Origin of the sequence: Stella humosa (genome assembly GCF_006738645.1) — a bacterium.
Lineage (GTDB): Bacteria > Pseudomonadota > Alphaproteobacteria > ATCC43930 > Allostellaceae > Allostella > Allostella humosa.
In genome coordinates this window covers 3,288,013-3,309,786 of the sequence record NZ_AP019700.1, presented here as the reverse complement: position 1 = coordinate 3,309,786, position 21,774 = coordinate 3,288,013, and the positions used below count along the sequence as shown (strand labels likewise).

The following is a 21,774-nucleotide window of genomic DNA, read 5'->3' as shown; positions in this document are numbered from 1 at the left end:
TTGACCTGCCGCGTCCGTGCGGCCAGTTGTGTGATATGGGGCCGTCGCGAGGCGTTTGCCAAGCGGCGGCGATCGGCGTTTGAGTTGAAGGAGAACGGCGAATGCCGTGGAACAATCAGGGGGGCGGTGGGCCTTGGGGCGGCGGTGGAGGCGGGCAGGGTCCTTGGGGCCGTGGTCCGTCCGGCGGCGGAGGGTCGCAGCCACCGAATCTCGAGGAAATCATCCGTCAGGGACAGGACAGGTTTCGCCGGCTGATGCCGCGCGGCTTCGGCGGTGGCCGGGGCATATTGGTGGTCGTGGTGGTGCTGGCGCTCATCTGGCTGGGCAGCGGCTTCTATCGCGTGCTGCCGGACGAGCAGGGCGTGGTGCTGCGCTTCGGGGAGTTCGTGAAGACGACCCAGCCCGGCCTGAACTACCATCTGCCGACACCGATCGAATCCGTGCTGACGCCGAAGGTCACGCGCGTGAACCGGGTCGAGATCGGCTTCCGGGCGGCCGAGACGGTACGTGGCAGCGCCGTGCGCCAGATTCCCGAAGAAAGCCTGATGCTGACGGGCGACGAGAACATCGTCGACATCAACTTCACGGTCTTCTGGGTCATCCGCAACGCCGGCGAGTTCCTGTTCAACATCCGCTCGCCCGAGCAGACGGTGAAGGCCGCTTCCGAGAGCGCGGTGCGTGAATCGATCGGCCAGATCCCGATCGCACTGGCGCTCGCCGAAGGCCGCCGCGAGATCGAGCAGAACACGCTGCGCCTGCTGCAGGAGGTGCTGGACAACTACAAGGCCGGCATCCTGATCACCCAGGTGCAGTTGCAGAAGGTCGATCCGCCCGGCCCCGTCATCGATGCCTTCCGCGACGTGCAGCGCGCCCGCGCCGACCAGGAGCGGCTGCGCAACGAGGCCGAGGCCTATCGCAACGACATCATTCCGCGGGCCCGTGGCGAGGCCGAGCGCCTGATCCAGGAGTCCGAAGCCTACAAGCAGGAGGTCGTCGCCCGCTCCGAGGGTGACGCGCAGCGCTTCATCTCGGTCTACACGGCCTACAAGGTGGCGCCCGACGTCACGACCCAGCGCATCTATCTGGAAACGATGGAAGACGTGCTGCGCGGCGTGAACAAGGTGCTGATCGACAAGAACAGCGGAGGTTCCGGCGTCGTGCCATACCTGCCGCTGCCGGAGATCGCCCGGCGCAGCGGCCAGCCGGCCACGCCCAGCACCTCGTCCCGCACGCCGACCGGGGGCACCACGCAATGAACCGCAAGTTCCTGATGGGGCTGGGCGTGGTGGTCGTGGCCGCCATCATCCTGGCTACCTCGTCGCTCTTCATCGTCAACCAGGCCGAGCAGGCGATCGTCCTGCAGTTCGGCGAGCCCAAGCGGGTGATCCGCGACCCCGGCCTCAAGGTGAAGATTCCCTTCATCCAGAATACTGTCTTCTATGACAAGCGCTTGCTGGACTTTGCTCCGGCCTCGGAAGAGGTCATCGCATCCGACCAGAAGCGGCTCGTGATCGATGCCTATGCGCGCTATCGCATCGTGGACCCGCTGCGCTTCTACCAGACGATCGGCGCCGAAGCCCTGGCCCAGACCCGTCTGGGCGCCACCATCAGCGGCAGCCTGCGCCGGGTGATCGGCAACGTGACCCTGGCCCAGGTGCTGTCCGACGAGCGGTCGCGGATCATGGAAGAGATCCGCCTGGACGTGAACAAGGCGGCAGCCAACTTCGGCCTCGATGTCATCGACGTCCGGCTGCGGCGCGCCGACCTGCCCGAGGAGAACAGCCAGGCCATCTTCGCGCGGATGCAGTCCGAGCGCGAACGCGAGGCGCGGGAATTCCGGGCGCAGGGTGCCGAGCTCGGCCAGCGCATCCGGTCGCGCGCCGAGCGCGAGCGCACGGTCATCATCGCCGAGGCGCAGAAGCAGTCGCAGATCCTGCGCGGCGAGGGCGAAGGCGATTCGGTGAAGATCTATGCCGACGCCTTCGGCCAGGACCCGGCCTTCTTCTCGTTCTATCGCTCCATGCAGGCCTATCGCGAGGCGCTGGGTGCGGGCGACACCACCATGGTCCTGTCCCCGGACAGTGACTTCTTCCGCTACTTCGCCAATCGTGGCGGCGTGGCACCGGCAGCGCCGGCCTTGCCTGTCCCGGCGCGACCGGCGCAGTAGGCCCATCCGCGTCGGATGGGAACGTTCTGGGTGGCGTGCGGCCTGGTCCTCGTGATCGAGGGCCTGGCCTACGCCGCCTTTCCCGAAGGAATGCGCCAGATGATGCGACGTGCCCTCGAGCTTCCCGAGGGCACGTTGCGTCTGGGCGGCCTGCTGGCCGCGATCGTGGGCGTGGCGGTGGTCTGGCTCGTCCGCGGTTGATGACCGCCGTCGACGCCGCTGCCGGGCGTCGATGACGGAATCGCGATTTCCGCTATCGGCGCGTTTCTCGCATAATGAGATTCGGATTCGCACCCTGGCAGGGCGCGCGTGCCGGTCGCCTTCGGGCGCCGGCGCTTCACCGATGGAGCTGATCGTGGGTCGGATGATGACGGTGGCCGCCGTCGGCGGTGTGTCGATGACACGGGACGGCGCGGCGCGGAACGACACTGCACGGAACGGCGGGGCGCGCCAGCGTGGCCTGGGCCGCGTTGGTTCGGCCTGCGTGGCAACGATGGTGGCCGTCCTGGCCTGGACGTCGGCCGCATCGGCCAGGGCCGCACCGGAGAGCTTTGCCGACCTGGCCGCCAAGCTGCTGCCGTCGGTCGTCAACGTATCGACCGCCCAGCAGGCCCGCGGCGGCGCCACTGCCACCACGCCCCAGCGCCGCCTGCCGGAAGTGCCGCAATTTCCGCCCGGCTCGCCGTTCGAGGATTTCTTCCGCGAGTTCTTCGACCGCAACCGCCCGGATTCGACGCCGCGCCGGGCGACCTCGCTGGGGTCGGGCTTCATCATCGATGCCTCCGGCCTGGTGGTGACCAACAATCACGTCATTGCCGACGCCGACGAGATCACCGTCATCCTGCAGGACGACACCAGCCTGAAGGCCGAGGTGGTCGGCCGCGATACCAAGACCGACCTGGCCCTGCTGCGCGTGAAGTCGTCCAAGCCGCTGACGGCCGTGAAGTTCGGCGATTCCGATGCCGCGCGCGTCGGCGACTGGGTGCTGGCGATCGGCAACCCCTTCGGCCTGGGGGGCTCCGTCACGGCCGGCATCCTGTCCGCCCGCCAGCGCGACATCAATTCCGGCCCCTATGACGACTTCATCCAGACCGACGCCTCTATCAACCGCGGCAATTCGGGCGGTCCGCTGTTCAACATGGCGGGCGAGGTGATCGGCGTGAACACGGCCATCTTCTCGCCCTCGGGTGGCTCGATCGGCATCGGCTTCGCCATTCCTTCGGCCCTGGCCCGTCCGGTCATCCAGCAGATCAAGGATTTCGGCCGCACCCGGCGCGGCTGGCTCGGCGTGCGCATCCAGGGCGTGACCGACGAGATCGCCGAGACGCTGGGGCTGGGCAAGGCGCGCGGCGCGCTGGTCGCCAGCACCAACGACAAGGGCCCGGCGGCCGAAGGCGGCATCCTGGCCGGCGACGTCGTGCTGACCTTCGACGGTCGCGAGATCACCGACATGCGCCGGCTGCCGCGCGTAGTCGCCGAGACGCCGATCAACAAGCGGGCCAAGGTCGTCGTCTGGCGCAAGGGGCGCGAGATGGCGTTCGACGTGAAGGTGGGCGAACTCGACGAGCGCGAGGAGGCCGAGCAGGTGGCGGCCGTGCCGAAGGGCGGCGAGCAGAAGCCGGCCACGGCCGAGGCGCTGGGCCTGTCCTTGTCGACGCTGTCGGCCGACTTGAAGCAGAAGTTCAGCATCGGCGACGAGATCGCGGGCGTCGTGGTCACGGCCGTCACCGCCAACAGCCCGGCGGCCGAGAAGGGCGTACGCGCCGGCGACGTGATTCTCGAGGTCGGCCAGGAGGAGGTGAAGAACCCCGCCGAGGTCGCCGCCAAGGTCGAGGATGCGCGCAAGGCGAACCGCAAGTCGCTGCTGCTGCTGATCGACCGCCAGGGCGACCTGCGTTTCGTGGCCCTGCGTATCGACCGGAACTGAGGCCGGCGGGGCCGCGGCTGGGCGGCGGCGGTTCAGCCGCCGATCAGTTCGTCCGCGCGGTAGCCCTGGGCAAACAGGGCCGCCGTGAGGTCGCCATGGACGATCCGATTGGCGACGGCCCGGGCGACCACGGGCTTGGGGTGGAAGCCGATGCCGAGCCCGGCTGCCGCCAGCATGGGGATGTCGTTGGCGCCGTCGCCGATCGCCATTGTGGCCTCCAGGTCGAGCCCCTGTTCCGCCGCCAGCCGCAGCAGCACGTCGCGCTTGCCGGCTGCTGTGACCGGCAGCGACGGGATGTCGCCAGACAGCCGGTCGCCATCCATCCCCAGCACGTTGCCATGGACCGACTGGAAACCCAGCAGGCGGCCGACCCGGTCGACGAAGACCAGGAACCCGCCCGATACGAGCGCGGTCGCAGCGCCGGCCCCACGCATGGTCGCGACCAGGATGGCCGCGCCCGGCATCGGCCGGATGCCGGCTGCCGCGCGGTCGAGCAAGGCCCGGGGCTGGCCCGCGAACAGGCGCACACGGTCGCGCAGCGCCTGGGCGAAGTCGATCTCGCCTGCCATCGCGCGACGGGTGACCGCACCCACCTCGACCTCCAGCCCGACCATCGCCGCCATGTCGTCGAGCAGTTCATTCTCGATGACGGTCGCTTCCATGTCGGTGACGAGCAGCCGCTTGCGCCGGCCGGCCATCGGCACCGCCAGCACGTCGATCGCCGTGCCGGCCAGGGCAGCCATGGCGGCGGCGTGGCAGGCTTCGGGATGGGGGGCCGCGAACGGCAGGTCGCAGGCGCGGGCCGGCGCGAGCCATACCGCCTGGCCGATGGCACCACCGGCGGCGGCGATGGCCGCCATGGCGGCAGACACCGCGCCGGCAGCCAGAGGACCTTCCTCGGCGCCCGCGACCAGCGTAATCACATGGGTCATGCCGCTGTATAGGGGGCGGCACCGCCGCACTGCAACATGAGCGAAGACGAGAACGGCCAGCGTTCGCAGCGCCCGGCCATCGATGCCCTGGTCGTGGCCGGGCCGACGGCCGGGGGCAAGTCCGCCCTGGCGCTGGCCGTGGCGGAGCGGTTCGGCGGGACGATCATCAATGCCGACAGCCAGCAGCTCTATCGCGAGCTGCGCATCCTGACGGCGCGACCATCGGCCGAGGACGAGGCCCGCGTGCCGCACCGGCTCTATGGCGCGCTGCCGGCGTCGGAGGCCGGGTCGGCCGAGCGTTGGCGCCAGATGGCGGTGGCCGAGATCCAGGCCGTCGCCGCGGCCGGTGGCCGGCCGATCCTGGTCGGCGGCACCGGGCTCTATCTCCGCGCGCTGATCCAGGGGCTGGCGGCGGTACCGGAGATTCCAGAGGCGGTGCGGGCCGAGGGCAGGGCGCTGCATCTGGAGATCGGCGGCCCGGCATTCCACGACCGGCTGGCCGGCCTGGACCCCGAGGCGGCCGAGCGGCTGGCGCCCGGCGACAGCCAGCGCCTGGTGCGCGCGTGGGAGGTCGTGACCGCGACGGGACGACCGCTGGGGGACTGGCAGCGCGCCAGCGTGCCCCCGGCCGACGCGCCGCGGGTGGCGGCCCTGCTGGTGATGCCGCCGCGGCTGGCCCTCCAGCCCGCGATCGGCACGCGCTTCCGGGCGATGCTGGCAGCGGGCGCGGTGGCAGAGGTCGAGGCGCTTCTGGCGCTGGGCCTGTCGCCCGACCTGCCGGCGATGAAGGCGGTGGGCGTGCCGGAACTGGCCGGGTACGTGGCCGGCCAGACGTCCCTGGAGGTGGCCACGGCGGCCGCCATTCGTGCCAGTGAGCAGTACGCCAAGCGTCAGCTCACCTGGTTCCGCCACCAGGCACCGCGCGACATGCCGGTCAACCGGATCCTGCGAGAGCAATATTCGGAAAGGCTGCTGCCAGAAATCTTTTCATTTGTTCGTCGCTTTTGGTTGACCCGCTAGGCCGACGGCACTAGGTTGCGCGCCTTCCCGGCGGGGTGGACCCGTCGGATGCGGAGGCGTGTGCCTCGATCGGAAGGACGGGAGTGATGACGGACCAGCAGCCGAACGGAGCCGAAATCGTCATGAAGGCGCTCGCTGACCAGGGCGTCGACGTAATCTTCGGATATCCCGGCGGCGCGGTACTTCCGATCTACGACGCGCTGTTCAAGCAGAATCACGTCCGCCACATCCTGGTCCGGCACGAGCAGGCGGCTGTTCATGCGGCCGAGGGCTATGCCCGCTCGACCGGCAAGGTCGGCGTCGTCCTCGTCACGTCCGGCCCCGGCGCCACCAATGCGGTGACCGGCCTGACCGACGCGCTGATGGATTCCATCCCCATCATCTGCTTCACGGGCCAAGTGCCGACGCACCTGATCGGCAACGATGCGTTCCAGGAAGCGGACACGACCGGCATCACCCGGCCCTGCACCAAGCACAACTACCTGGTGAAGGACGTCAACCAACTGGCGCGGACGATCCATGAGGCATTCCACGTCGCCCGCAGCGGCCGCCCCGGCCCGGTCGTCATCGACCTGCCCAAGGACGTGCAGTTCGCGGCCGGCACCTATGTCGCCCGCGACCAGGTCGTCCATCGCACCTACCGCCCGCAGGTCGATCCCGACCCAAAGGCGGTGGCAGCGGCCGTCGACATGCTGGAGCAGGCGAAGCGCCCGGTCTTCTATGTCGGCGGCGGCGTCATCAATTCCGGCCCGGAAGCGTCGAAGGCGCTGACCGAGCTGGTGCGGACGACGGGCTATCCCTGCACCATGACGCTGATGGGACTGGGCGCCTTCCCGGCGTCGGACCCGCAGTCGCTGGGCATGCTCGGCATGCACGGCAGCTACGAGGCCAACCTCGTCATGCATGGCTGCGACGTCATGGTGGCGGTGGGCTCGCGCTTCGACGACCGGGTGACCGGCAATCTGACGAAGTTCTCGCCCGGCTCGCGCAAGATCCACATCGACATCGACCCCTCGTCGATCAACAAGAACGTCCGCGTCGACCTGCCGATCATCGGCGATGCCGGGCGCACGGTGGCCGCGATCCTGGCCGAATGGAAGCGGCGCAAGGCCAAGCCCGACCGCACCGCCTTGAAGGCGTGGTGGAAGCAGATCGAGGAGTGGCGAGCGCGCGACTGCTTCCGCTACGAGAAGACCGACCGGGTGATCAAGCCGCAATACGCGCTGGAGCGGCTCTATGCCCTGACGCGCAGCCGCAAGACCTTCATCACGACAGAGGTCGGCCAGCACCAGATGTGGGCGGCCCAGTTCATGAAGTTCGAGGGCCCGAACCAGTGGATGACCTCAGGCGGGCTCGGCACCATGGGCTACGGCCTGCCGGCGGCGATGGGCGTGCAGATCGCGCACCCGGACGCGCTGGTGATCGACGTGGCCGGCGAGGCCTCGATCCTGATGAACATCCAGGAGATGTCGACGTTGGCGCAGTACCGCCTGCCGGTGAAGGTGTTCATCCTCAACAACCAGTGGATGGGCATGGTCCGCCAGTGGCAGGAGCTGCTGCATGGCGCCCGCTACTCCGAGAGCTATTCGGACTCGCTGCCGGACTTCGTGAAGCTGGCCGACGCGTTCGGCGCGGTCGGCCGGCGTGCCACGCAGGTCGATGAGGTGGATGCCGCGATCATCGAGATGATCGAGACGCCGCGACCCTTCATCCTCGACATGTGCGTCGACCAGAAGGAGAACTGCTTCCCGATGATCCCGTCGGGGGCAGCCCACAATGAGATGCTGCTCGGGCCGGAGGATCGCCGCGAATCGTCGGTCTCGGACGAGGGGATGGTGCTCGTATAGGGGGCTTCGGCCCCCGACCTTCGGCGCACCCTTCCGCAGTCCCCGTCTTCCGGAGCATCGTCCCTTGAGCGACATCCGCCGCCACACCATCGCCGTGCTCGTCGACAACGAGCCCGGTGTTCTCGCCCGCGTCATCGGCCTCTTTTCCGGGCGCGGCTACAATATCGAGAGCCTGACCGTGGCCGAGGTCGACCCCGAGGTGCACCTGTCGCGCATCACCGTGGTGACCTCGGGCACGCCGATGATCATCGAGCAGATCAAGGCTCAGCTTCATCGCCTGGTGCCGGTGCATGCCGTGCGCGACCTGACGCTCGAAGGCAAGTCGGTCGAGCGCGAGCTGGCGCTGATCAAGGTCGTGGGCACGGGCGAGAAGCGCATCGAATCCCTGCGCCTGGCCGACATCTTCCGCGCCCGCGTCATCGACAGCACGACCGAATCCTTCGTCTTCGAGATGACCGGCTCCACCGAGAAGCTCGATGCCTTCATCGGGCTGATGCGGCCGCTGGGGCTGATCGACGTCTCGCGGACCGGGGTAGTAGCGATCTCCCGGGGGGCGCAGGCGCTCTAGCCCGATGGCCGGCAAGTCCCTCCTGCCGCCACCGGCTGGCGCTTGCATCGTCACGAGCTACGTGAAGTCGGGCCGGACCTGGCTGCGCTTCATGCTGGCCGCATATCTGGCCGACATCCATGGGCTGGGGCCGGTCGACCTGCATTCGCTGTTCACGATCGTCCCCAACAACGACGACGATCCCCAGCGCGGCCGGGCGGCCTTCGGCTATGGCGACCGGCCGTCGATCCCGCGCGTGCTGTGCGAGCACCTGCCTTGGAAGCCGTTCGATGGCAGCGTCAATCCGACCGTCGTCATGGTGCGTTCGCCGCTGGACACCATCGTCTCACGCTACTTCATGGAAAGCCGGCAGAACGGCCGTCGCGAGCAGGCGGTCGGGGACTATCTCCGCAGCCCCCGCGGGGCCGCCGCCTGGATCGAGTATCACAACCAGCTCATCCGCAAGCGCAGCGGGCCGGGCGTCACCTGGATCAGCTATGAGCAGCTGACCCATGACCCGGCCGGGACGTTTGGCCGGGTTCTTGAAGCCTTCTCGATCCCGTGCGATCAGGATGCCGCCGGCCGCGCGATCGCGGCAGCCGCCTTCGATCGCATGGCCGAGCTGGAAGCCGAAACCGGTTTTCCCGGCAACGCGGTCGACCCGGCCGACCTCGATGCCCGCCGGATGCGGGAAGGCCGCATCGGTGCCGGCGCCGGGCACCTGGCCGAGGAAGATCGCCTTTTCGTTGCGCGTACCATCCACGAGACGCTCGACCCCGCTGCCCGCGGGCGCCTCGAATCCCTGGGCTGCATTCTCTGACGGGGCTGCCCCGTCTCACCGTCCCCATTGGAGGAACACCACCATGCGCGTCTATTACGATCGCGATTCCGACGTCAACCTGATCAAGGGCAAGAAGGTCGTCATCGTCGGCTATGGCAGCCAGGGCCACGCCCATGCCATGAACCTGCGCGACAGCGGCGTGAAGGACGTCGCCGTCGCCCTGCGCAAGGGCTCGGCCACCGTGAAGAAGGCCGAGGCGGCCGGCTTCAAGGTGATGACCCCGGACGAGGCGGCCAAGTGGGCCGACGTCGTCATGGTCCTGACGCCGGATGAGCTGCAGGCGGCCCTGTGGCGCGACGACCTGCGCGACAACATGCGCCCGGGCTCGGCCATCGCGTTCGCCCACGGCCTCAACATCCACTTCAACCTGATCGAGGCGCGTTCCGACATCGACGTGTTCATGATCGCGCCCAAGGGCCCCGGCCACACGGTGCGTTCGGAATACCAGAAGGGCGGCGGCGTGCCCTGCCTGGTGGCGGTCGAGCAGAACCCGTCGGGCAACGCGCTCGAGATCGCGCTGTCCTATGCCTCGGCGATTGGCGGCGGCCGTGCCGGCATCATCGAGACGACCTTCAAGGAAGAGTGCGAGACCGACCTGTTCGGCGAGCAGACCGTGCTGTGCGGCGGCTTGACCTCGCTGATCACGGCCGGCTACGAGACGCTGGTCGAGGCCGGCTATGCCCCCGAGATGGCCTATTTCGAGTGCCTGCACGAGGTGAAGCTGATCGTCGACCTCATGTATGAGGGCGGCATCGCCAACATGCGCTACTCGATCTCCAACACGGCCGAGTATGGCGACTACACCCGCGGCCCCCGCGTCATCGGGCCGGAGGTGAAGGAGCGGATGAAGGTCATCCTGGCCGAGATTCAGTCCGGCCAGTTCGCCCGCGAATGGGTGCTGGAGAACGCCGCCGGCCAGCCCGGCTTCAAGGCGATGCGCCGCATGGGTGCCGCGCACGGCGTCGAGGAAGTGGGCGCCAAGCTGCGCGCCATGATGCCGTGGATCGCCCAGAACAAGCTGGTCGACAAGGCGAAGAACTAACCTGCGTGCTGTCCACCCTGGTTCGGGCATGCCCCGGACCAGGGACTGGACAGCCAGCGGTGCGTCACTCCCGGTTGGTGGCCTCGAACCGCAGCCGGACCATGCTGGCGGGCCGTCCGGGGTAGGTCTGCACCACGAACAGGTGATCATAGTCGACATCGGGGTTCAGGGTCACCTGGCCGCCACCCGGCACGCCCAGCGCCTCCAGGATCCGGGGGATGTTGCGGACATGGCCGATGATCAGCCGGTCCTTGCCGTCCGGCTTCTCGCGCAGGCGGCCGGCCAGTGCTACCTGGTCGTTGCGCGTCATCACCTGGGGCTGCAAGCCGGTGCGTTCCGCGAACGGGGCGCCTGTCTGCCGGCTCCGGAGGGCGTCCGTGGTGATCAGCTCGGCGATCCCCGCACCGGCCAACATGCGGGCCAGCGTCCGCGCCCGATCCACGCCGGCCTTCAGCAGCGGTGCCGCGTCGCCCTCGATTTCGAGGCTCTTTTCGGCATGGCGGACAAGGAACACCACCCCTTCGGCGCGCGCCGGCGGCGCGGAGAGCGCGGCGGCCAGCAGGACCGGCAGCAGGGCCAGCACGTTCGCCAACTTTCCCATCTCATCCTCCTGGTGCCTTGCGCGAGTACCGGGCGGACGGTCCTGACCGGCGGATGCCCGGGATGACTGTCCAACCGTTGGCTATTTAGTCGGTTTGCGGGGCCGCTGGGAAGCGCCTCGCGTCGGGCGTGCCGTCCGGTCGTCGGCTTTCAACCCCCGGAATATCAGTTAACTAAAGTGTTGAGTTTATCCCTCGGGCAGGGCATGGATGGCGCATCCGGCGCCTTGCACAGGAGATGCCCCATGGCGAAACTCATCTTCGTGAACCTCCCCATTACCGACCTCGCGCGATCGATTGCCTTCTACGAGGCGATCGGCGCCACCAGGAATCCGCAGTTCAGCGACGATACCGCCGCCTGCATGGTCTTCTCGGACACGATCCACGCGATGCTGCTGACGCACCCCAAGTTCATGCAGTTCAGCCCCCGACCGATTTCCGACGCCCGCAAGGCGACCGAGGTGCTGATCTGCCTCTCGGCCGACAGCCGCGACGAGGTCGATGCAACCGTTGCCAAGGCGGTGGCCGCGGGCGGCGTGGCCGACCCTTGCCCGGTGCAGGACTATGGCTTCATGTTTGGTCGCAGCTTCGAGGACCCGGACGGGCATATCTGGGAGATCATGTGGATGGACCTGGAGGCCGCGAAGGCGGCCATGGCACCGGCCGCCTGAAGGGAGGATTGCAGATGAGCTACGTCGATGGGTTCCTCGTGCCCGTGCCGAGCGGCCGGAAGGACGAATATCTGGCCGCCGCCGCAAAGGCGGCCGCGGTCTTCCGCGAATGCGGGGCGACGCGCGTCGTCGAGTGCTGGGGCGATGACGTGCCGGTCGGCAAGACCACCGACTTTCTTCGCTCGGTGAAGGCCGAGGAGGGGGAGACGGTGGTGTTCTCCTGGATCGAGTGGCCATCCAAGGAGGCGCGCGACGCCGGCAACGAGAAGGTCATGCAGGACCCGCGCATGAATTTCGGGGACCTGATGCCCTTCGACGGCAAGCGCATGGTCTATGGCGGCTTCGCCGTCCTGCTCGACAGAAGCTGATCCAGGCACCGCTGCATCTCTGCCCTGCTCGCATTCGAGCCGGCGGTCGAAAAAGCGAAAGCCCCCGGGCGGTGACCCGGGGGCTCTCGACCGTCTATCGAACGAAGCGGCTCAGTACGGGCCGGCCTTCAGCCCGCCGCCGGCGGTGCGGACCTTGGTCAGTTCGGCCTGCATGCCGACCTGGAGGAGGCGGCTGTCGGAGCCGATGGTGGTGAACTGGAAGCCCTTCTGGGCCATCTTGGCGGCATAGTCGCCAGAGCCGGTGTGGATGCCGGCATGGACGCCGTGCTTCTTGCACGCGGCCAGGATGCCCATGATCGCGTCATACTGCATCGTGCCCTCGGCATGGTCGAAGCCGACCTTGCCCGTGAGCGACAGCGACAGGTCGGCCGGGCCGACATAGACGCCGTCGAGGCCGGGCGTGGAGAGGATCGCCTCCAGGTTGTCGAGCGCCTGCTGGGTCTCGATCATCGCCATCACGGCGATGCTGGCATTGGCTTCCGGCTGGTAGTCGTTGCCGTAGAAGCCGGCGCGGATCGGACCGAAGGAGCGCTGGCCGAGTGGGGGATAGCGGCAGGCCTCGACGAGGCGCTTGGCCTGGTCGGCGGTGTTGATCATCGGGCAGATGACGCCCAGCGCGCCCGCGTCGAGCGACTTCATGATGGCGCCCTCGTCGAGCCAGGGCACGCGCACGAAGGGGGTGACCGACGTGGTGTTGATCGCCTGGATGCAGGGGACGGCGCTGCCATAGTCCTGCACGCCGTGCTGCATGTCGACGGTGATCGAATCCCAGGTCAGGCCGGCCACGCCCTGGGCCATCACCTCGGCCGAGAAGCCGCTCGGGATGGCGAGCCAGCCGTTGACGACGCAGCCGCCTTCTTTCCAGATCTTGAGAACGTTGTTCTGCTTCATGGGGGATATTCCTCCTGCTTCCGCCTTCCGGGCGGGACCGGTTGTTCGGTTGGGGTGAGGGCTCGGGGTTGGGAAACTCAGACCTGGCCGTCGAGGACGAAGGCGACGTTGTTGAGGCGAGCCACGTCGCGCACCTCGTCGAGCAGGGCGGGCGGCATCGGGATGCCGTTGGCCGTGCGTTCGGCATGGTTGGCCAGCTCCGGATCGCCATGGACCAGGACCGGCTTGCCCGCCTCGGCGGGCTCTGCCGCGCGCAGCGCGTCGATCATGCCGTCCAGGTCGGCCTCGAACTCGCCCGGGTCGCGGAACGCCTTGGGGTCGATGGCGAAGAAGAAGTGGCCGATGTTGAACATCGGGTCGTCCGGTGCCTTCTTCGCCTTCACCGGCGCATACCAGGCGCCGGTCAGCATGGCGCACAGGATCTCGACCATGGCACCCAGGCCATAGCCCTTGTGGCTCGACATCTCGGCCAGGCCGCCGAGCGGCGTCAGGTGGCGGCTTTCGAGCGCGGCGGTGGCGTCGGTCAGCGGCTGGCCGGCCTCGTCCATCGCCCAGCCTGCGGGCACCGGCTTCTCGTTCAGGTAGGCGACGCGCAGCTTGCCGATCGCCACCGTGCTGGTCGCCATGTCGAGGCAGAAGGGCGGGTTGTGGCCGGCGGGGGCGGCGAAGGCGATCGGGTTGGTGCCGAACATCGGCACCCGGCTGCGGGTCGGCACCACGGCCGAGTTCCACACATTGGTGAAGGACATGCCGATCAGGCCGGCCTGGGCCGCCATCAACGCGTAGTAGCCGGCGGGGCCGTAGTGGTTCGAGTTGAACACGCCGACGGCGGCCATGCCGCTGGCCTTGGCCTTTTCAATCGCGATCGACATGCCGCGGACGGCGGCATAGTGGCCAAGGCCGTGGCCGGCATCGACCAGCGCCGTCACTGGCGCTTCGCGCGTCACCTTCACCTCGGGCGCGGCCAGGACCTTCCCCTCGCGCCGCAGCTTGTCATAGAGCGGCAGCATCGAGACGCCGTGGGAATCGACGCCGCGCAGGTCGGTTTCGACCATCACGTCGATGACGGCGGCGGCCTGGTCGTCCGGCATGCCCCAGGCGTCGAAGACGAGCGCGAGTTGCCGGCGCAGGCGCTCGGCCGGGATGCGGGTGGTGACTGCCGCCATCAGACGGGAACCCGGGTCGGTACCGGCTTGCCCGCGAAATAGGCGATCAGGTTCTCGCACATGAGGTTGCCCATGGCGGCGCGGGTCTCGTTGGTGTTGCTGGCGATGTGCGGCGTCAGCACGACATTGTCGAAGGTCAGCAGCTTCTCCGGCACGTTGGGCTCGTCCTCGAACACGTCGAGGCCGGCGGCACCCAGGGCCTTGTCCTCCAGCACGCGGACGAGGGCCGCCTCGTCGACGATGCTGCCGCGGGCGATGTTGACCAGGATGCCCTTGGTGCCGATGGCGCGCAGCACCTTTTCGTCGATCAGCTTGCGCGTGGTCGGGCCGCCATAGCAGGCGACGAAGAAGAAGTCGGAATTCTCCGCCAGGTCGATCAGCGACGGCATCAGCCGGTAGGGCAGGTTGGTCTTGGGCTCGATGTCGTAATACATGATCTCCATGTCGAACCCGGCCAGCCGCTTGGCAAGCGCCGAGCCGATGCGGCCCAGGCCGCAGATGCCGGCACGCTTGCCGGTGACCTTCACGCCGGCCGGGTAGTTCCCCTTCAGCCACTTGCCGTCGCGCAGGAAGCGCTCGGCCTGGGGCACGCGCCGGGCGGCATCCAGCATCAGCGTCATGCCGAGGTCGGCGACGCAGTCGGTCAGGACGTTGGGCGTGTTGGTGAGGACGATGCCGCGTTCCTTCACCGTCGGCAGGTCGACCGCGTCATAGCCGACGCCGAAGCCCGAGATGATCTCCAGCTTCGGCAGCGCCTGGATCAGCGCGCGCGGGGCGCCGTGGACGCCGGTCGAGGCCAGGCCGCGCGCCTTGCCGGCGACGCTGGCGAGGAACGCGTCGCGGTCGGTCGCCTCGTACATCTTGTGGCAGGTGAAGTTGTCTTCCAGCACGGCCATGATCTGCGGCGGGTACTGGGCGATCAGGACGACATCGGGCTTCATGGCGTTTCCTTGCGGCGAGCGCGTTTCTTGGACGTTCAGTGGATTTCGGACGTTCAGTGGATCTCCGGCTCCGCCGTCGGCTCGGTGCCGGCGAGGAAGTCGAAGTCGCAGCCCTTGTCGGCCTGGGTGATGTGGCGGGACATGATGACGCCGTAGCCGCGCTGGAACTTCACCGGCGGCGGCGTCCAGGCGGCCTTGCGACGGGCCATCTCGTCCTCGGGCACTTCCAGGTCGATGCGGCGGTTGGGCACGTCGAGGGAGATGATGTCGCCCGTCTGCACCAGGGCCAGCGGCCCGCCGATGAAGGATTCCGGCGCCACATGCAGGATGCAGGTGCCGTAGCTGGTGCCGCTCATGCGAGCGTCCGACACCCGGACCATGTCGCGCACGCCCTCCTTCAGCAGCTTCTGCGGGATCGGCAGCATGCCCCATTCGGGCATGCCGGGGCCGCCGAGCGGGCCGGAATTGCGCAGCACCAGGACGGAATCGGCGGTCACCGGCAGGTCCGGCAGGTCGATGCGCGCGGCCATGTCGTTATAGTCGTCGAAGACCATGGCCGGGCCGCGATGGACCATCAGGCGGGGGTCGGCCGCCGTCGGCTTGATGACTGCGCCGTCCGGCGCCAGCGAGCCGAAGACCACGGCCAGCCCGCCCTGGGGCGACAGCGCCGTCTCCGGCGTGCGGATCACGTCCTTGTCGAAGATCTCGGCGTCGGCGATGTTCTGGCCCAGCGTCTGGCCGTTGACGGTGCCGCAGGACAGGTCGAGCCGGTCGCCCAACTGCTTCAGCAGCGCCCGCAGGCCGCCCGCCAGGTAGAAATCCTCCATCAGGTAGGCGCCCGACGGCCGCAGGTTGGCGATCATCGGCGTCGTGCGCGAGATGGCGTCGAAATGGGCCAGGTCGAGCGGGATGCCGGCGCGGCCGGCGATGGCCAGCACGTGGATGATGACGTTGGTCGACCCGCCGACCGCCATCGCCGTCGTCACGGCATTGTCGAAGCTGCCGGCGGTCAGGAAGTCGCTCGGCTTCAGGTCGTCCCACACCATCTCGACGATGCGCCGGCCGCTGGCGGCCGACATGCGCGGGTGCATGCTGTCGGTGGCCGGGATGGAGGCGGCGCCCGGCAGGGTGAAACCCAGCACCTCGGCCACGCTGGTCAGCGTCGAGGCGGTGCCCATGGTCATGCAGTGGCCGGGCGAGCGGGCGATGCCTTCCTCGATCTCCTGCCAGTCCTTCTCGTCAATGCGGCCGGCGCGCAGCTCGGCCCAGTATTTCCAGGTGTCGCTGCCGCTGCCGAGCGGGGTGTTGCGCCAGTTGCCCTTCAGCATCGGGCCGGCCGGCAGGAAGATGGTCGGGATATCCATGCTGATGGCGCCCATCAGCAGGGCGGGCGTGGTCTTGTCGCAGCCACCCATCAGCACCGCCCCGTCGCAGGGGTAGGAGCGCAACAGCTCCTCCGTCTCCATGGCGAGCAGGTTGCGGTACATCATCGTCGTCGGCTTCTGGAACGGCTCCGACAGGCTGATCGCCGGCATCTCCACCGGGAAGCCGCCGGCCTGAAGGACGCCGCGCTTGACCGCGTCCGCCCGCTCGCGGAAGTGGAAGTGGCAGGGGTTGATCTCGCTCCAGGTATTGATGATCCCGATGACCGGCCGGCCCTTATAGTCCTCGCGGCCGAAGCCCATCTGGGCGGCGCGGGAACGGTGGCCGAAGGATCGCAGGTCATCGACCCCGAACCAGCGATGGCTGCGCAGTTGCTCGGGCGTCTTGCGGGTCATGGCGGCTCTTGGCAGGGTCGGAGACAGGATCGCCGGGGTCGTTGCGAGCCCGACGCGGAAGGGACCGGCAGCCTAAGCCCGGCCCCGGAGGCGGTCAACGCGGGCGGGCGGTTTGTCGACAATTTCATCGCCGGAGGATGGCGGGCGGAACGATGCGGGAGGGATGGCAACGCGGGCAGCAGGCCCTGGCACCAGGATTGGACCTCGTTCGCGACCTGGTCGGGCGGGCGCTGCCGGGCGCGCGAGCGCTGGCGGCGGCGCCGGTTGCGGGCGGGCTCGCGAACACGAACCTGCGGGTGACGCTGGCCGGCGCCGCCGATCCGGTGCTGCTGCGGATCTATCAGCGCGACCAAGCAGAGGCGGCCAAGGAAGCGGCCCTGCACGCGCTGGTCGCCGGGCGCGTGCCGGTCCCCCGCTTCCTGGCGCGGCCGGGCCTGGACGATGCCAGCGGCCTGCATTTCGCCGTCCTGGAATGGATGCCCGGCGACCGGATGGAGACGGTCGTGCCTGGCCTCGATCCGGCCGCCGCGGCCGCTGTCGGCCGGTCGGCGGGGGCGGTCCTGGCGGCCATCCATGCGGTGGGGTTTCCCGCCGCCGGCTTCCTCGGCCCGAACCTGGACATCGTCCACCCGGTGGTGGGCGGCCGGGCGGGGTTGGAAGGCTTCCTTCGCCGTTGCCTCGTCGACGGTCCGGGCGGGGCCAGGCTGGGGCCGGCGGCGACGGATGCCGCCCTGGCCTTCGCCGCCGCCGAGGGCGATCGGCTGGCCGCGTGGGAGACCCGCGCCTGCCTCGTGCACGGCGATTTCAACGGCTCGAACCTGCTGGCGGCCGCCGGCCGGGTCACGGCCGTGCTGGACTGGGAGTTCGCCTTCGCCGGCTGGCCTGCGTTCGATTTCGGCAATCTCCTGCGCCCGCCGGCCGGCGACGACGCTTCCTTCGTGGCCGGCGTGGAGGTGGGGTATCGCGCCGCCGGCGGCCACCTGCCGGCGGACTGGCGGCGGCTCGCGGCGATCGCGGACCTCTATGCCTGGGCCGACTTCCTGGCCCGGCCGGACGCCACGCCGGGGCTGGTGCGCGACGCGGCGGCGATGATCCGGCGCACGATCGGGAGCGGGGGATGACGCAGAACATCTATGACGATCCGGCCTTCTTCGCCGGCTACAGCCAGTTGCCCCGCTCCATCGACGGGCTGGAGGCCGCGCCGGAATGGCCGGCGCTGCGCGCCTTCCTGCCGCCGCTCGCCGGCCGGCGCGTGCTCGACCTCGGCTGCGGCTTCGGCTGGTTCTGCCGCTGGGCGGCGGACGAGGGGGCGGCGGCGGTCCTGGGGGTCGACCTGTCCGAGCGGATGCTGGCGCGGGCGCGCGCCGAAACCAGCGCGGCCGTCGTCCGCTATGGCCGCGCGGACCTGGAGGATTTCGCGCCCCAGCCGGGCGCTTTCGACCTGATCTATAGCTCGCTCGCGTTCCACTATGTTGCCGACCTGCGCCGCCTGCTCGCGGCCGCGCATGCAGGCCTGGTGCCGGGCGGGCGGCTCGTCTTCTCGATCGAGCACCCGATCCATACCGCGCCGATGCAGCCCGGCTGGCTGGATGTCGGCGGCCGCAAATCCTGGCCCGTCGATTCCTATATGGAGGAGGGACCGCGCACGACCGACTGGCTGGCGCCCGGCGTCATCAAGCAGCACCGGACCATCGGGACCCACGTCGCGCTGCTGATCGGCGCGGGATTCCGGGTCGCCGCGCTGGTCGAATGGGCACCGAGCCTGGAGGATCTCGCAGCGCATCCCGACTGGGCCGGCGAGCGCGAGCGGCCGCCCTTCCTGCTGGTGGCCTGCGACCGGCCGGAGGGCTGATCGCGGTCAGGCCGCGGGCGGTGCCAGGTCGCCCGCGAACTTCTCCGTCCCGAAGCGCCAGGCTCGCATGGTGGGCGACCAGTGGTCGCGCGGCAACCCGGCCTTGGCCTTCAGTTGCCGGACGAACTGCGCCCGGTCCGGCAGGCCCGACCAGACATGGGGCAGGAACAGGCCGCGCCGGCCGCGGTCCTGCAGAATGACACCGTCGAGATGGGGCCGCAGGCTGGCCACCAGTTCCTCCTCGCTCGCGCAGGCGATGGGTCGCGGCGTCGACAGGATGGCGACCGAGAGGTGGCAGCGCGCCAATTCCCCCAGGGTCAGCTTGGGGAAGCGGGGATCGCCGAAGGCGGCCTTGAAGGCATTCTCGGCCACATCCTCGACCAGCGGCCGGTGGGCGATGACCGAGCCGATGCAGCCGCGCAGGCGGCCTTCCTGCTCCAACGTGACGAAGGTGGCGCGGTGGGCGGTCAGCGTCGGCGGCGCGTTGTCGCCGATCTGGACGGCGATCGGCTTGCCGGCCGTGATCCCCCGGCGGATCGAGCGGCGGGCGACATCGAGCAGGAAGCCTTGCCGTTCCGGATGCAGCCGGGCCGTCCCGGCCTGCTCGAACACATAGGCTCCGTAGCCGACCACCCGGTCCCGGGGCTGGCCCGTGTCGCCGGAATTGCCAAGGCCGACGGTCGTGGCCCGCATGTCGAGGCGCTGGGCCATGCGGATCAGCCCCTTGATGCCGGTCCGGCCGCAGGCCTGATGGTCGCCGATATCCTCGGCCTTCAACAGCTCGATCGCCTTGGAGCAGGCGCGATCGAAGCCGCTCGCGGTCTCGTGGTCATGGAAGTGCGACAGGTCGGAGCTGACGATGATCGCCGTCTCCGGCCCGCCCCAGACGGCCGCCAGGGCAGCCTCCACCCGCTCGGGCGTGACGGCGCTGGCCAGCATCGGGATCAGCGTGACCGGACCCAGGGCCGCCTGGATGAACGGCAGATGCACTTCCAGGCTGTGCTCGCGCTCGAAGGGGCGATCGTCGACGGCGACGTCGGGCATCGCCAGCAGGGGTGCCATCGCCGGCCAGTCGACCGGGATTTCGCCCAGCGGCGTGGCAAAGGCGTCGGCGCGCGGCAGGGCGATGCCCTTCACCCCCATGCGATGGGTGGGGCCGACCAGGACCACCCGCTTGATGGTGCCGCGGTTGGCGGCCAGCGCGCGATAGGCGGTGGCGGCGATGGCGCCCGAATAGGCCAGCCCCGCATGGGGGGCGATCACGGCCTTGGGCCCCGCGATCTCGCAGCGCGCGCCGCGCAGCAGGCCGACCACCAGTTCGGCCAGCACGGCCCGCTCGGCCGGGTAGAATACGCCGGCCACCCCCGGCTGCCTGACGATACGATCCATGCCACCCAGCATAGCACCGGCCACGGGTCGGTCGTAGGATGTCGTCGCTGGAGATTCCGGTGCGTCCGCGCGCACCGCCCGACATCCCGAGGAGGAAGCCCGATGCCCGACTCCCTGATGCCGAACGTGCCCGCCACCCTGTTCGCCGACCCCCGCGAGGCGCGCCGGGCGATCCGGGCGGGACGCCATACCGGGTGGACGGCCAATGTCGCGCCGGGCTTCGTGCAGGGCAACCTGGCGATCCTGCCGGCCGACTGGGCGGGGGAGTTCCTGCGCTACTGCCAGCTCAACCCCAAGCCCTGCCCGATCGTCGGCATGTCCGAGCCGGGGGACCCTTTCCTGCCGCAGCTCGGCCAGGACCTCGACATCCGCAGCGACGTGCCGAGCTATCGCGTGTTCCGCGACGGCGTGCCGGAGGGCGACGTGCCGGACATCGCCCATCTGTGGCGCGACGACCTGGTGGCCTTCGTGCTGGGCTGTTCCTTTTCGTTCGAGGCAGCCTTGCTTGATGCCGGGCTGCCGTTGCGCCACATCGCATGCGGCACCGGCGTGCCGATGTACCTGACCAACGTGCCGACCGCGCCGGCCGGGCGCTTCCACGGCAACCTCGTGGTCTCCATGCGGCCCTTCAAGCCGGCCGATGCGGTGCGCGCGGTGCAGGTGACGAGCCGCTTTCCCAACGTCCATGGCGCCCCGGTCCATATCGGCCTGCCGCACCTGATCGGCATCGACGACATCGACCAGCCATGGGAAGGCCCGGCGACCGAGGTGATGGCCGACGAGTTGCCCGTCTTCTGGGCCTGCGGGGTGACGCCGCAGGCGGCGATCCGCATGGCCAGGCCCCCCTTCGCCATCACCCACACGCCGGGCCACATGGTGGTGACCGACATCCGCAACGCCGCCGTGGCGGCCCTCTAGATGCTGGATCCGTCGCGGGCGCAGGCGGCCTCCGCCCTGCTGCTCGACCATTGGCGGCAAGGCCGCCGGTTGCCGGCCTTGCCGCCCGACCTGCGCCCGGCCACGCGCGGCGAGGGCTATGCCATCCAGGCCTGCCTCGAGGCGCCGGGCGCCGCACCGCTCTTCGGCTGGAAGATCGCCGCCACTAGCACGGCCGGGCAACGCCATATCGGCGTCGACGGCCCCATGGCGGGGCGCCTGCCGGCCGATCGGGTGCTGGCGGACGGGGCGGCGGTATCGCTGGCCGGGAACCTGATGCGGGTGGCGGAGGTGGAGTTCGCCTTCCGCATGGGTCGTACCCTGCCGCCGCGCGAAGCCAGCTACGACGTCGATGCGGTGATGGGGGCGGTCGCCGGCCTCCACCTGGCGATCGAGATCCCGGACTCTCGCTTCGAGGATTTCGCGACCGTCGGCGCGCCGCAGCTCATCGCCGACGATGCGTGTGCCCACCTGTTCGTGCTGGGGCCGGAGGTGACGGCTGACTGGCGGGTGCTCGACCTGTCGCGCGAGCGACCGGTCGGCCATGTCGGCCGCCGCTACAGCCGCGAGGGGCTGGGCGCCAACGTGCTGGGCGACCCCCGCTTGGCGCTGACCTGGTTGGCGAACGAGCTGTCCGGCATCGGTGTGCCGCTGGCGGCGGGGCAGGTGGTCACGACCGGCACCTGCCTGGCGCCTCTGGAGATCGCGCCGGACGACGCGGTGCTGGGCGATTTCGGCGCGCTTGGTCGGGTATCGGTCCGCTTCACGGATTGAGGCTGCAGGTCGGTTGGCGAGAACATTCCACTGCTGGATATGGAACCACGGTTGCAACAGTAACT

General features: G+C 69.3%; 22 protein-coding genes. 15 read left to right on the top strand and 7 right to left on the bottom strand.

Features of this window, described 5'->3' with window-relative positions; all coding sequences use genetic code 11:
* Positions 1-101 precede the first annotated feature (101 nt).
* The 4 genes from hflK (at position 102) to STVA_RS15475 (ending at position 4,094) form a co-directional block, all read left to right on the top strand.
* Complete coding sequence (hflK, locus tag STVA_RS15490; protein ID WP_123694803.1) at positions 102-1,256, top strand: FtsH protease activity modulator HflK; 1,155 nt, start codon at positions 102-104, stop codon at positions 1,254-1,256.
* Complete coding sequence (hflC, locus tag STVA_RS15485; RefSeq protein WP_123694801.1) at positions 1,253-2,167, top strand: protease modulator HflC; 915 nt, start codon at positions 1,253-1,255, stop codon at positions 2,165-2,167. The genes hflK and hflC overlap by 4 nt, the downstream gene beginning before the upstream one ends.
* Before the next feature lie 15 nt (positions 2,168-2,182).
* Positions 2,183-2,368 (top strand): DUF2065 domain-containing protein, encoded by a 186-nt coding sequence (locus STVA_RS15480; protein WP_123694799.1) that lies wholly within the window; start codon positions 2,183-2,185, stop codon positions 2,366-2,368.
* Between the two features lie 142 nt (positions 2,369-2,510).
* Positions 2,511-4,094, top strand: coding sequence for a DegQ family serine endoprotease (locus STVA_RS15475; RefSeq protein WP_338069561.1), 1,584 nt, complete (start codon positions 2,511-2,513; stop codon positions 4,092-4,094).
* 32 nt (positions 4,095-4,126) lie between these two features.
* On the opposite strand, the gene serB is transcribed toward STVA_RS15475, so the two are convergent.
* Positions 4,127-5,026: a phosphoserine phosphatase SerB gene (gene serB, locus STVA_RS15470; RefSeq protein ID WP_123694797.1), complete on the bottom strand. Its 900-nt coding sequence runs from the start codon at positions 5,024-5,026 to the stop codon at positions 4,127-4,129.
* A gap of 36 nt (positions 5,027-5,062) precedes the next feature.
* Between serB and miaA the strand changes: the two genes are divergently transcribed.
* The 5 genes from miaA (at position 5,063) to ilvC (ending at position 10,323) form a co-directional block, all read left to right on the top strand.
* Entirely contained in the window at positions 5,063-6,046 is a 984-nt protein-coding gene (miaA, locus tag STVA_RS15465) for a tRNA (adenosine(37)-N6)-dimethylallyltransferase MiaA (protein ID WP_123694795.1), read from the top strand.
* An 86-nt stretch (positions 6,047-6,132) separates the two neighbouring features.
* A complete protein-coding gene (locus STVA_RS15460; RefSeq protein ID WP_123694793.1) occupies positions 6,133-7,893 on the top strand; it encodes an acetolactate synthase 3 large subunit in 1,761 nt (586 codons plus the stop codon).
* A 64-nt stretch (positions 7,894-7,957) separates the two neighbouring features.
* Positions 7,958-8,461, top strand: coding sequence for an acetolactate synthase small subunit (gene ilvN, locus STVA_RS15455; RefSeq protein WP_245978560.1), 504 nt, complete (start codon positions 7,958-7,960; stop codon positions 8,459-8,461).
* Positions 8,462-8,465: 4 nt separating this feature from the next.
* On the top strand, positions 8,466-9,260 hold the full coding sequence (locus tag STVA_RS15450; RefSeq protein ID WP_123694789.1) for a sulfotransferase domain-containing protein: 795 nt from the start codon (positions 8,466-8,468) through the stop codon (positions 9,258-9,260).
* Positions 9,261-9,303: 43 nt separating this feature from the next.
* The gene (gene ilvC, locus STVA_RS15445) at positions 9,304-10,323 is read left to right on the top strand and encodes a ketol-acid reductoisomerase (RefSeq protein ID WP_123694787.1); all 1,020 of its coding nucleotides are present in this window, start codon (positions 9,304-9,306) and stop codon (positions 10,321-10,323) included.
* Positions 10,324-10,387: 64 nt separating this feature from the next.
* Here the strand turns inward: ilvC and STVA_RS15440 are convergent, their stop codons facing one another.
* The gene (locus STVA_RS15440) at positions 10,388-10,924 is read right to left on the bottom strand and encodes a histidine phosphatase family protein (RefSeq protein WP_123694785.1); all 537 of its coding nucleotides are present in this window, start codon (positions 10,922-10,924) and stop codon (positions 10,388-10,390) included.
* Between the two features lie 243 nt (positions 10,925-11,167).
* Between STVA_RS15440 and STVA_RS15435 the strand changes: the two genes are divergently transcribed.
* On the top strand, positions 11,168-11,593 hold the full coding sequence (locus tag STVA_RS15435; protein WP_123694783.1) for a VOC family protein: 426 nt from the start codon (positions 11,168-11,170) through the stop codon (positions 11,591-11,593).
* Between the two features lie 14 nt (positions 11,594-11,607).
* On the top strand, positions 11,608-11,961 hold the full coding sequence (locus STVA_RS15430; protein WP_123694781.1) for a DUF1428 domain-containing protein: 354 nt from the start codon (positions 11,608-11,610) through the stop codon (positions 11,959-11,961).
* A gap of 111 nt (positions 11,962-12,072) precedes the next feature.
* Here STVA_RS15430 and STVA_RS15425 read toward each other — a convergent pair whose 3' ends face one another.
* The 4 genes from STVA_RS15425 to araD all read right to left on the bottom strand — a co-directional run bounded on the left by STVA_RS15425 (position 12,073) and on the right by araD (position 16,758).
* Positions 12,073-12,873 carry an HpcH/HpaI aldolase family protein gene (locus STVA_RS15425; protein WP_123694779.1) on the bottom strand — a complete coding sequence of 267 codons (801 nt, stop codon included), beginning with the start codon at positions 12,871-12,873 and terminating at the stop codon, positions 12,073-12,075.
* Positions 12,874-12,950: 77 nt separating this feature from the next.
* Entirely contained in the window at positions 12,951-14,039 is a 1,089-nt protein-coding gene (locus tag STVA_RS15420; RefSeq protein ID WP_123694777.1) for an Ldh family oxidoreductase, read from the bottom strand.
* A complete protein-coding gene (locus STVA_RS15415) occupies positions 14,039-14,980 on the bottom strand; it encodes a 2-hydroxyacid dehydrogenase (RefSeq protein WP_123694775.1) in 942 nt (313 codons plus the stop codon). The genes STVA_RS15420 and STVA_RS15415 overlap by 1 nt, the downstream gene beginning before the upstream one ends.
* 53 nt (positions 14,981-15,033) lie before the next feature.
* Positions 15,034-16,758, bottom strand: a complete 1,725-nt coding sequence (gene araD / locus STVA_RS15410) for an L-arabinonate dehydratase (RefSeq protein WP_123694773.1) — start codon at positions 16,756-16,758, stop codon at positions 15,034-15,036.
* A 197-nt stretch (positions 16,759-16,955) separates the two neighbouring features.
* Here araD and STVA_RS15405 point away from each other — a divergent pair, with 197 nt between their 5' ends.
* Both STVA_RS15405 and STVA_RS15400 read left to right on the top strand, forming a co-directional pair.
* Positions 16,956-17,879, top strand: coding sequence for a phosphotransferase family protein (locus STVA_RS15405; protein WP_170216696.1), 924 nt, complete (start codon positions 16,956-16,958; stop codon positions 17,877-17,879).
* On the top strand, positions 17,876-18,610 hold the full coding sequence (locus STVA_RS15400; RefSeq protein ID WP_123694769.1) for a class I SAM-dependent methyltransferase: 735 nt from the start codon (positions 17,876-17,878) through the stop codon (positions 18,608-18,610). The genes STVA_RS15405 and STVA_RS15400 overlap by 4 nt, the downstream gene beginning before the upstream one ends.
* A gap of 6 nt (positions 18,611-18,616) precedes the next feature.
* Here the strand turns inward: STVA_RS15400 and amrB are convergent, their stop codons facing one another.
* Complete coding sequence (gene amrB / locus STVA_RS15395) at positions 18,617-19,972, bottom strand: AmmeMemoRadiSam system protein B (protein WP_170216695.1); 1,356 nt, start codon at positions 19,970-19,972, stop codon at positions 18,617-18,619.
* Between the two features lie 129 nt (positions 19,973-20,101).
* Here amrB and STVA_RS15390 point away from each other — a divergent pair, with 129 nt between their 5' ends.
* The gene (locus STVA_RS15390; RefSeq protein ID WP_170216693.1) at positions 20,102-20,917 is read left to right on the top strand and encodes a putative hydro-lyase; all 816 of its coding nucleotides are present in this window, start codon (positions 20,102-20,104) and stop codon (positions 20,915-20,917) included.
* Complete coding sequence (locus STVA_RS15385) at positions 20,918-21,709, top strand: 2-keto-4-pentenoate hydratase (protein ID WP_123694763.1); 792 nt, start codon at positions 20,918-20,920, stop codon at positions 21,707-21,709.
* Positions 21,710-21,774 lie beyond the last annotated feature (65 nt).